Origin of the sequence: Aeromicrobium sp. UC242_57 (assembly GCF_044452305.1) — a bacterium.
Lineage (GTDB): Bacteria > Actinomycetota > Actinomycetes > Propionibacteriales > Nocardioidaceae > Aeromicrobium.
Map to the genome: position 1 here is coordinate 388728 of NZ_JBIOAM010000001.1, position 9049 is coordinate 397776.

Consider the following 9049-nt stretch of genomic DNA (forward strand, 5'->3'; position numbering starts at 1 on the left):
TCACGGCGAGTCGTGTCGCTCAGGATCCCAGACCATGGTGGTGACGTTGTTCGACGCGGAAGTGTCGATCGGCGCGATGGTGGCGATCACCCGGTTGCTGTAGCTGTGGGTCTGCGGGTCGTAGGTGGCCCGCCGGATTTGTGCACCGGTCGAGTCGGGGTCGCCGTCGGCCAAGAAGATCGAGTCGGTCGCCGGGTCGAAGGCGGCCTTGAACCACTGGCGTGCGTCTGCGGCCTCGATGTCAGTCGATCCCAGTTGCTGCATCGTGGTGGCGTCGAGTGCACGCAGGATGTACTTGGCGGCAGCGGTGCCGAAGCCCGAACGTTCGATGACATGGATGACGTCGTGCTGCTCGGAGGCGAAGACGATACGGGACCCCTCGGTGGCATCGTCGTCGAGCCACGTGGCTCCCGGTGTCAGGACGGGGCACCTTGGTCCTCGAACTTGTCGCCCAGCTCGGGTATTCCGCCAGGTCCGGTGTAGTCGATCGAGACGGGATCGAAGGGCGTGCCTTCCTTGTACAGACCATTGTCTGGGCCACCGAACGTCCGGGCGCTTCCCCAGGTGGTGGCACCGCCACTCACGTCGAAGTCGGCGGAGGTGATGTCTATGGTTGCCAGGACTGCGTCCTCGGTCTCGACTCGATCGCCGCCTTCACGGGGATTGCCCGAGTAGGTTCCCCGGATGGTCTGCTCGGTCGGCGAGATCGTCAGGTAGAGGTCTTTGAACAGCGAGTCGAGGATGTAGCTGCCGTCTGGTGCTTGATGCGACCGGAAGTGCACGCTCCCGGCCAGATCGATCCGCAATGAGTTGGAGATGTCGTCGAACGACCCCGATGCCACCGGCCAGTCGAAGGTCCCGTCGCTGTTGCGGGTCACACCGCCGTCCAAGAGAGTTCCGGTCGAGCCGATGTAGTTTCGCCAGCTCGCCTTGATGCCCCACGTCACGGTGCCGTCGGTGATCTGGTGCTCGGCAGCCATCGACTGTGGCGCAGGTGCCGCGACGAGTCCGCTCAGCACGATCGCGAGGGCGATGAAGAAACCACCCAGCCGTCGCTGGAGGGGACAGGTGGGGGGAGCAGAGGGAGCTTGCGGCAGACATGTGCGGGCCATCCTTGAGGGGAATTCGTCGGGCCTAACTTAGGGCAGGCTATCCATAGGTGTGAGGCTTTCGGTCGAATGTGACCTGGAACACGACGTGCCGGGTGCTCGATGAGCACCCGGCACGTCGCGTTCGTCTACGACGTCAGGGGGTGACGTTGAACTCGACGCTGTCGGCTGCGTGTCCGCCGCCGAAGCCCGAGCCGTGACCCGGGACGAGAACGAACTCGCCGAGCTTCGCGTCGAAGTCGACGTTGGCCGGCTGCCCGGTTCCGACACCTGCGTGAGCGTTGGCCTCCGACGTGACCACAGTGAAGCTCGTGCTGAAGGTGCCCGCGCCGCTGACCGTCACGGGGACGATCGTGGTGCCACACGCCGGGATCTTCACCGGGACCGGAGGGCCAGGGAAGAACGTGTTGTACGAGGTGTACTCGCAGGCCGACAGGTCATAGTCGCCCGGCGTCAGTCCGCTGCCGCTGACCGTGACGGTCTGCGAGTCGCTGTACGGACCGGCCACCGAGACGGTCAGGCTGTCGTAGTCGGCGTACGGCGCATCGAGTGCCGTGGCCGGTGCAGACGACAGGGCAAACGTTGCGCCGGCCGCCAGGAGAGCGCCGACGCCGACTCGACGTAGCGTTCGCTTGCTCGTATCGTTTTTCAGAGTGGCTCCTACCTATACGGTGGGGCCTGGCCTCACGGCCGTGCCCGAGTCGGCCGCATGCTTGTGCATGCGGTTCGGAGGTCAGTGGGGTGGGCCGAGGCGTTGTCCGTCCAAAGTCGACGTCTCGGTTCCCCGCCCTCCGGTGCGTGACCGGCGGGCGTCAGACCTCCACACCAAGTTAGGTAACCCTAAGGTGCGCGCCCAGTGTTTCGGTCGGGGCGAGGCGTGTCAAGAGGGCATGATGATTTTTTGTTGCGGATGCTCGGTATTGAGACAGATCTCCCATTCTGCTGGCCGAATCGACGGGGTCGAGGCGTTAGCATCGCGGACATGACTGAACGTCCGGGGGCTGTCGTCGTCCGACACTCGGCGGGCTATCACGTCTTCTTGTGGACCGTTCTTCCGCTGCTCGGGGTGCTGGCCGGATGGACGCTGTCACGAGTGCCCGACTGGGTCGACGGTCTGTCATGGATACCGTTCCAAGGGCCGATCGAGCTGCTGGACCAGGTGACGGGTCGGGTCGGCACCATCGTCCTGCTCGCTGTCGGTGCCCTCGTCGGAGCAGTCGTCGCGCTGACGGCCTATGACGAGATCATCCGGGTCGAGATCGACCCGAGCGCGTCACGATCAGCCGCGGCGACGATGTCACGGTGGTCGAGCGCTCATCGGTGGGTGGAGTGTTTCACGGACGGCAAGGATCTGGTCCTGACCGGACCGACTGGCGCCGAGGTCGCCCGGAAGACCAGCGACCTCGAGGCCGAAGAAGTACGAGCAGGCGTTCACGGCCATGGGATATCCCTGGCACGACGGCGATCCGTTCGCGGGACGCTACACCCGATGGGTGAGCGGCATGCCCGGCCTTCCTGCGGGGGCTGACGCCTACCTGCAGGCCCGACAGCACGCGCTCGACAAGAACGACAAGGACGATGCGCGCGATCTTCGGGCTCGAGCTCGCAGCCTTCGGCGTCGTCGTCAAGGACGTGAAGAAGAAGCAGCACTGGCGGTTGGCGAAGTCGGAGTAGGTCTCGCGTCTGCTGCCGAATGGCGGCGCACCCAGAGGCTGTCTACTGTGGCCGGATGGAGACTCGAACGATCGTCAGCAGTGTCGGACTGCCTGTCGCTGCCGCAGCTCTTGGATCTGTTGCGACAGCCAGTGGGACGAAGAGCCGTTGGTACCGCTCCTTGACCAAGCCGGCCATCCAGCCGCCGGCCGTGGTGTTTCCGGTCGTGTGGTCGACGCTCTACGCCCAGACCGCGCTGGCCTCGATCGACGCGCAGTCGCAGATGACGGCTGCCGAGGCTCGTGTCTACCGCCGCAAGCTTGCAGTCAACATGGCCCTGAACGCGGGCTGGTGCTGGTCGTTCTTCCGTGGACATCGCCTGGTTCCTTCCATCGCGGTCGCCGGAGCCCTGGCCGCCAGCTCGGCCGACCTGGCCCGGACGGCCGGGGAGTCGTCTCGTCGCGCTGGCTGGTCGCTGGCACCGTATGCCGCCTGGACTGGCTTCGCGACGGTGCTCAACACGGCGATCTGGCGCAAGAACCGCTGAGCAGGGCTGGTGCCCGACTTCTCCATCGACGGAGCGCACGCCGGATGGTCGTTTCCTGATCATCGGCGGACGTCGTTGGCGCGCAAGCGACCCGGGCATCCCCGACAAGCTCCGGCAAGAGCTCGTCGACGAGCTGATGGACGCACGGCGTGGGGTCAAGTCAGGAGCCGAGCACTCACGCCCACGGGTCAATGACGCCAAGATCGCGCTCGGGGAGCGAGGCCATCCGTGGTGGAGGGCTCCCGCCTGATGTGCTCGACGCGCGGATCGAGTCGACGGTCAAGGCGCTCTTGCGACACCGGGACACGTCCACGATCTGTCCCAGTGACGTCGCCAGGATTGTCGGTGGCGAGCAGTGGCGAGCGCGCATGGACGACGTGCGCCGGGTCACGGGCGTGCTCGCCGAGGCCGATCAGGTCGTGGTGACTCAGCGTGGCCAGGTCGTTGACATCAGCACAGCCCGCGGGCCGGTCCGCATCGGGAAGGGTAGTGGTTTCGCCTGACTGACATTCGTCAGTAGCCCAACCGGCTGAACTCCTCGCGTCGTTCGTCAAGCTGGTTCTCGAGATAGAAGACGCTGCCCAGTGCAGCCAACGCCGCCACGACCGAGATGATGCGAAGCCAACTCGGGATCGACTTTCTCAGCACGTAGGTCGCGACGCTTGACGCGAGTGCGATGGCGGCGCCTGTCCATTGGGTGCCAGTCCCACTCAGCAACGAAGCCGACTGCATTGCCATGACCACTCCGACGACCGACGCGGCCAGGACCGCGACGGTGATCAGTTGAGACTGCTGTGGGGGCGTGACAGGTTGCGCCGGTGTCGTGCCAGTCGGTGCGACGTTGTCCGTCCACGACTGCCCGTCCCAATAGCGTTGAGTATTGGTCATCGTGGGATCCGGGTACCAACCAGAAGGAGCATTCGTTGCTCGTCGCTTCGCTCATAGGGACAAATCTAGAAGGCAGCGTGCCCTCATGTGGGCAAAGGCGAAAAGTTCTCACAGCACGCCTGGGCCCTGCGGATCACGAGATGGTGAGCCTCCTTCCTGCTCGACTCAGTTCCCGCCGGCGGGAAGCTCTTCGAGCAGGACGTCCGGGTTCTCGCGGGCAGCGTTGTTCGCACGCCACTTGTCGACGAACAGGGCCAGGTAAGTGCCGTCCGTCCGTTGCAGGACCTCGGCACCGCGGAACCCGCTCAGCGAGCGCTCCTTCGGCGTCAGTGCGGCGCGCTACCTGGTAGTCGAGACGGGTGAGCCGGATCGGCGAGGTGAACTCGTTCTTCATCCGCTCTTCGACGACCTCGAACTGCAGCGGGCCGACGGCGGCGAGGACCGGGCTCTGGTCGCCGCGCAGGTCGGAGCGGAGCACCTGGACGACACCTTCTTGGTCGGGCTGTTCGATACCGCGACGGAACTGCTTGTACCGCCCGATGTCGCGGGCAGTGCAGGTCATGAAGTGCTCGGGAGCGACAGCTCGGCACCGGCGGGTAGTCGATCCGGTCGCCCTCGTAGACGGTGTCGCCGACCCGCAGCGCCTGAGCGTTCACGAATCCGATGATGTCGCCTGGTGAAGCGTGCTCGACCGAGCTGGTCTCGCGGCCGAACAGGGCTTGTGCGTACTTCGTGGCGAAGGGCCGACCCGTCGAGGCGTGGGTCACGACCATGCCGCGCTCGAAGGTTCCCGAGACCACGCGGGCGTAGGCCATGCGGTCGCGGTGCGAGGTGTTCATGCCGGACTGCACCTTGAAGACGAAGGCGCTGAAGTCGTCGTCGACCTGGCGGATCGAGCCGTCGATGCCGGCCGTCGCGCTAGGGGCGGGGGCCAGGTCGAGCAGCAGGTCGAGCAGCTGGGCCACGCCGAAGTTCTGCAGTGCGGACGCGAACATGACCGGGGTCGTCTCTCCGGCGAGAAACCGTTCCTGGCTGTGGTCGGCATCGTCGAGGGTCAGGAGCTCGTGCTCGTCGACTGCTGCGGACCATGCCAAGGCGTCGACCTCGTCGACGTCGGAGGCCGACATCCGGCGCTCAGGTGCCCGGGTCGCTCCGCCTGCGGTGCGGGTGTACTTCACGAACTCTCCGGTGCGACGGTCGAGCACACCTCGGAAGTCTCCGGCCTCACCGACCGGCCAGGTCAGCGGGGTTGGACGCAGCTTGATCTGCTTCTCGATCTCGTCCATGAGTCCCAGTGGTGACATGCCCGGGCGGTCCCACTTGTTGATGACGGTGATGACGGGGATGCCGCGCAGCGCGCACACCTTGAAGAGCTTGAGAGTCTGCGGTTCGAGTCCCTTGCCGGCGTCGACCAGCATCACGGCCGAGTCGACCGCTGACAGCACGCGGTAGGTGTCTTCGGAGAAGTCGCTGTGACCGGGGGTGTCGACCAGGTTGACCACGTGATCGCGGTAGACGAACTGCAGGGCCGCCGATGTGATCGAGATGCCGCGGGCCTTCTCCATCGCCATCCAGTCCGAGACGGTGGCACGCCGGTCGCCCTTGCCGTGCACGGCACCGGCTTCGGTGATGACTCGGGCGTGCAGCGCGAGTGCTTCGGTCAGCGTCGACTTACCGGCATCGGGGTGGCTGATGACTGCGAAGGTGCGGCGGGGGCGTTTGTCGGACACCTGTTGAATTTACCGGTCTTGGCCCATCGCGGCGGAGGCGGGATCGGTGCTGAGCACACGAATCGCCAGGGACGTCGTGGTCTCGACGCCCAGAAAGCTCACGACCTGGTGCACGCGGTGCGGATCGAGCGGGAGGAGGCCCGGTGTGCCGGGTACTTCGGGGGTGATGCCCAGGTCGAGGTCATCGCGTCCCGACATGATCTGCACGTTGAAGTCGTAGCGTTCGCGGGCTTCGGGGGCCGAGAGTCGGCGGACGACCGTGGCGCCCATCCTGCGCGCTCCTGATTCAGCGGCCCACGAGTCGAGGGTCGCGGCAACGACGCGTCCTTGGTTCTGGTCGATGTCTGCCCAGACGCCACGCATCGGACCTGCCTGGGGTCAGCAGCGTCGCCGCCGTCTTCTCGCCGATGCCGGAGACTCCGGGCAGGTTGTCGCTGGCATCCCCTCGAAGAGCAGCGAAGTCGAGGTAGTGCTCGGCAGCGACGCCGTACATCGCGGTGAGCCTCGCAGGATTGAGCAGGGGTGACCCGCTGATGCCTCCGTTGATCAGTCGGAGGACCTGGGTGTGCTCGCTGATGTGCGCGAATGCGTCGCGGTCGGAGGTGATGATGACGCAGTTCCAGCCGTTGTCGCGGGCCCACGTGGCGCCGGTTGCGCTGACGTCATCGGCTTCGAGGCCCGGGGGAGTAAGCGTCGCGAGCCCCAGGGCGTCGAGCAGTGCGCCCGCCCGGTCGAGCTGGTCGACGAGCGCTGCGTCCTTCTCGGACCGGCCCGCCTTGTAGTCGGGGTAGAAGTCTCTGCGTTGGGATGCCGTGCGGTCGTCGAGCCCGAAGATCACTGCATCGGGGGCGAATCCGTCGATTGCCTCGAGGATCTGCGACAGCATCCCGTGAAGTGCCCACGCCGGTCGTCCCGATCGGTCGGTCATCTGCGTGTGCGCCCGCGCGTGGTGGTTGCGGTGCAGCAAGGAGGGGGCGTCGACCACGAGCAACAGCTTGCGGGAACGGCTGTCTGAGGAGGGCATGGGGATCTTCGCCATCCTACGGGCCTGATCGGCGGGGAGGGCGCGGTAGCCTGTCGGTTCGGTCGCGAGGCGGGACCGCTGCTCGTGATCGTGAAGAGGACGGAAATCGCAGATGGCGGCGTGGGATCCGAGTGCCGCCCTGTTCGACTCGCTTCAGGTGCTCGGAGAGTCGATCCCGGGCTTCCAGTGCGACTTCGGCGCCCACGGCGTCGGGTCGATCGACCTGACGACTCCGTTCACGCAGTTCAACGGGGTGGTGACCCGCACGTTGCGGCCCAGCGTGGAGCACCTGAGGAAGTGGGCCGAGTCGTACAGCGCATCCGCGCGTCCATGGAGCATCCAGCTTCGAGGTCATCCGACGGACGAGGTTCTCGCGTTGGCCCAGTCCTACGGGTTGACTGAGCGGCACCGCGAACCGTTGATGGTGCTGCCGGTGCGGCTCCTTCCATCCTCGGCACCGGAACGTCCCTCAGCTCAGGTCACATGCGTCGGGGGTGAGGCGAGCGCGGAGTACGAGCAGGCGTTGACTCACGGCTCGGGGTGCCCCTGAGGGGTCTTTGGCCGCGATCTCGTCGGCCCAGGTGCTCGACCATCCGAAGATCAGTGCCTACCTTGCCCGCGACTGCGGAAGAGCCGTCGCCACGGGGATGACGACACTGGCGGGCTCGACGCTGGGAGTTCTCAACATGTCGACACTGGTCGGCGAGCGCGGACGTGGCCACGCTCGTCGCTGCTGCAGCGGATGCTGGCTGATGGCGTGGGCGCCGGCGCGACTCGAGCGGTCCTGCAGTCGAGTGCAGACGGGCTCGCCCTCTACCGGTCTGTCGGCTTCACGACCGAGGAGACCTGGACGTACCTCGTGGCGCCCGACTAGCCGGTGTGGCTTGATCGACTGCCCACACGATGAGCGCGACCGAGGCGTAGCCGGCACCGAGCAGCGAGGTCCAGCCCCAGCCTGCTGAGTGATACACCCAGGTCGTCGTGACTGCTCCCAGTGCGGATCCGAGCGAGTAGAACACCATGTACGAGCCGACGATCCGTCCGGCCGAGCTTCGGGTCGCCTGCGACGATCAGGCTTTGGCTGGTGACGTGGGCGACTTGGACGGCGCAGTCCAGGATCACGACGCCGAGGACCAGCAGCCACAACGACGTGGTGGCCTGGCCGATGAACCACCACGACACGATCAGCGAAGCGAGCGCGATGGCTGTGGCCGGTGCAGCGCGCCCGCTGTCGGCCCACCGGCCGGCACGGGTTGCGCCTAGTGCTCCGGCCAGCCCGGCGATGGCGAACAGGCCGATCTGTGTCGTGGAAAGGTGCCAAGGTGCTTCGCTCAGCGGGAACGCCAGGCCGCTCCACAGCACGCCGAACGATGCGAACACGAACAGAGTGATCGTGGCTCGGGTGCGAAACTGCCGGTCGGTTGCTGTCAGCACGAAGACCGAGGCAACTGACTTCCGGTAGGTCGTGGGAGATGTGCGGCGGGCATCGCGGGGCAGGATCGCAACTGCCACCGATGCGAGTACCAGCGCCGCGACCGTCGACGTGAGGTAGACGGTGCGCCAATCGGCGACGTCAGCGATCAGGCCTGCAGCCGTGCGAGCCAGGAGGATGCCGATCACGACCCCGGAGGTGACTGATCCGATGTTGCGACCCCTCTCGGCCGGATCGGAGACCGCTGCGGTGTAGGCCACGATGACCTGCACGACGACCGAGAACAGGCCAGCGACCGCGACGCCTGCCAGGAGGGTGAGGGTGTTGGGGGAGACTGCGATGAGCAGGGTTCCTGCTGCCGCCAGAGCGACGTGCAGAGCGATGAGCAGGCGCCGGTTCATCCAGTCGCCGAGCGGGACCAGCGTCATCAACCCGATCAAGTACGCGATCTGTCCCGTGGCCACGACCCATCCCAGCTGTCCTGAAGGGATAGCCAGGTCTGTCCCGATGGCCTCGAGAAGCGGCTGTGCGTAGTAGATGTTCGCGACCGATACAGCGCACAGCGCCGCCAGGGTGAGGCGGAGGGAGGGTGACATGGTCACAAGAATCCAATCGGTAGCAAATCGAGACCAATTGGAGCGTAGGGCACAATGGTTGCAAATCAAA

Annotated in this window: 12 protein-coding genes and 2 pseudogenes; 5 read left to right on the forward strand and 9 right to left on the reverse strand. The window is 65.9% G+C overall.

From position 1 onward, the window contains the following. From ACHMWU_RS02620 to ACHMWU_RS02630, 3 genes are all read right to left on the reverse strand, one after another. Positions 1 to 264, reverse strand: coding sequence for a hypothetical protein (locus ACHMWU_RS02620; RefSeq protein WP_396041537.1), 264 nt, complete (start codon positions 262 to 264; stop codon positions 1 to 3). A 152-nt stretch (positions 265 to 416) separates the two neighbouring features. Further along, entirely contained in the window at positions 417 to 1019 is a 603-nt protein-coding gene (locus ACHMWU_RS02625) for an HtaA domain-containing protein (protein WP_396041538.1), read from the reverse strand. Positions 1020 to 1245: 226 nt separating this feature from the next. Continuing rightward, positions 1246 to 1617: a hypothetical protein gene (locus tag ACHMWU_RS02630; protein WP_396041539.1), complete on the reverse strand. Its 372-nt coding sequence runs from the start codon at positions 1615 to 1617 to the stop codon at positions 1246 to 1248. Positions 1618 to 2091: 474 nt separating this feature from the next. Here ACHMWU_RS02630 and ACHMWU_RS02635 point away from each other — a divergent pair, with 474 nt between their 5' ends. The 3 genes from ACHMWU_RS02635 to ACHMWU_RS02645 all read left to right on the forward strand — a co-directional run bounded on the left by ACHMWU_RS02635 (position 2092) and on the right by ACHMWU_RS02645 (position 3812). After that, the gene (locus ACHMWU_RS02635) at positions 2092 to 2637 is read left to right on the forward strand and encodes a hypothetical protein (protein ID WP_396041540.1); all 546 of its coding nucleotides are present in this window, start codon (positions 2092 to 2094) and stop codon (positions 2635 to 2637) included. A 201-nt stretch (positions 2638 to 2838) separates the two neighbouring features. Beyond that, positions 2839 to 3309, forward strand: coding sequence for a TspO/MBR family protein (locus ACHMWU_RS02640; protein WP_396041541.1), 471 nt, complete (start codon positions 2839 to 2841; stop codon positions 3307 to 3309). Positions 3310 to 3458: 149 nt separating this feature from the next. After that, a complete protein-coding gene (locus tag ACHMWU_RS02645; RefSeq protein ID WP_396041542.1) occupies positions 3459 to 3812 on the forward strand; it encodes a DUF3253 domain-containing protein in 354 nt (117 codons plus the stop codon). Between the two features lie 10 nt (positions 3813 to 3822). Here the strand turns inward: ACHMWU_RS02645 and ACHMWU_RS02650 are convergent. From ACHMWU_RS02650 to ACHMWU_RS02670, 5 genes and pseudogenes are all read right to left on the reverse strand, one after another. Next, positions 3823 to 4206 (reverse strand): annotated as a pseudogene (locus ACHMWU_RS02650) (DUF2510 domain-containing protein); the annotation flags it as partial. A gap of 124 nt (positions 4207 to 4330) precedes the next feature. After that, positions 4331 to 4759 carry a hypothetical protein gene (locus tag ACHMWU_RS02655; RefSeq protein WP_396041543.1) on the reverse strand — a complete coding sequence of 143 codons (429 nt, stop codon included), beginning with the start codon at positions 4757 to 4759 and terminating at the stop codon, positions 4331 to 4333. A 112-nt stretch (positions 4760 to 4871) separates the two neighbouring features. Next, positions 4872 to 5927 (reverse strand): annotated as a pseudogene (locus tag ACHMWU_RS02660) (GTP-binding protein); the annotation flags it as partial. Between the two features lie 9 nt (positions 5928 to 5936). Next, a complete protein-coding gene (locus ACHMWU_RS02665) occupies positions 5937 to 6197 on the reverse strand; it encodes a hypothetical protein (protein ID WP_396041544.1) in 261 nt (86 codons plus the stop codon). Between the two features lie 16 nt (positions 6198 to 6213). Further along, positions 6214 to 6951 carry a 5'-3' exonuclease H3TH domain-containing protein gene (locus ACHMWU_RS02670; RefSeq protein ID WP_396041545.1) on the reverse strand — a complete coding sequence of 246 codons (738 nt, stop codon included), beginning with the start codon at positions 6949 to 6951 and terminating at the stop codon, positions 6214 to 6216. Positions 6952 to 7063: 112 nt separating this feature from the next. On the opposite strand from ACHMWU_RS02670, the gene ACHMWU_RS02675 reads away from it, so the two are divergent. Both ACHMWU_RS02675 and ACHMWU_RS02680 read left to right on the forward strand, forming a co-directional pair. Then, positions 7064 to 7501: a hypothetical protein gene (locus ACHMWU_RS02675; RefSeq protein WP_396041546.1), complete on the forward strand. Its 438-nt coding sequence runs from the start codon at positions 7064 to 7066 to the stop codon at positions 7499 to 7501. A 192-nt stretch (positions 7502 to 7693) separates the two neighbouring features. After that, positions 7694 to 7825 (forward strand): hypothetical protein, encoded by a 132-nt coding sequence (locus tag ACHMWU_RS02680; protein WP_396041547.1) that lies wholly within the window; start codon positions 7694 to 7696, stop codon positions 7823 to 7825. On the opposite strand, the gene ACHMWU_RS02685 is transcribed toward ACHMWU_RS02680, so the two are convergent. Beyond that, complete coding sequence (locus ACHMWU_RS02685) at positions 7822 to 8979, reverse strand: MFS transporter (RefSeq protein ID WP_396041548.1); 1158 nt, start codon at positions 8977 to 8979, stop codon at positions 7822 to 7824. The genes ACHMWU_RS02680 and ACHMWU_RS02685 overlap by 4 nt on opposite strands. Positions 8980 to 9049 lie beyond the last annotated feature (70 nt).

Excerpts from the sequence above, each read along its gene's own strand:
- ACHMWU_RS02620 (WP_396041537.1), bottom strand. The coding sequence starts at position 264 with ATGCAGCAACTGGGATCGACTGACATCGAGGCCGCAGACGCACGCCAG.
- ACHMWU_RS02635 (WP_396041540.1), top strand. The coding sequence starts at position 2,092 with ATGACTGAACGTCCGGGGGCTGTCGTCGTCCGACACTCGGCGGGCTAT.
- ACHMWU_RS02640 (WP_396041541.1), top strand. The coding sequence starts at position 2,839 with ATGGAGACTCGAACGATCGTCAGCAGTGTCGGACTGCCTGTCGCTGCC.
- ACHMWU_RS02655 (WP_396041543.1), bottom strand. The coding sequence starts at position 4,759 with ATGACCTGCACTGCCCGCGACATCGGGCGGTACAAGCAGTTCCGTCGC.
- ACHMWU_RS02665 (WP_396041544.1), bottom strand. The coding sequence starts at position 6,197 with ATGGGCGCCACGGTCGTCCGCCGACTCTCGGCCCCCGAAGCCCGCGAA.
- ACHMWU_RS02670 (WP_396041545.1), bottom strand. The coding sequence starts at position 6,951 with ATGCCCTCCTCAGACAGCCGTTCCCGCAAGCTGTTGCTCGTGGTCGAC.
- ACHMWU_RS02675 (WP_396041546.1), top strand. The coding sequence starts at position 7,064 with ATGGCGGCGTGGGATCCGAGTGCCGCCCTGTTCGACTCGCTTCAGGTG.
- ACHMWU_RS02680 (WP_396041547.1), top strand. The coding sequence starts at position 7,694 with ATGCTGGCTGATGGCGTGGGCGCCGGCGCGACTCGAGCGGTCCTGCAG.
- ACHMWU_RS02685 (WP_396041548.1), bottom strand. The coding sequence starts at position 8,979 with ATGTCACCCTCCCTCCGCCTCACCCTGGCGGCGCTGTGCGCTGTATCG.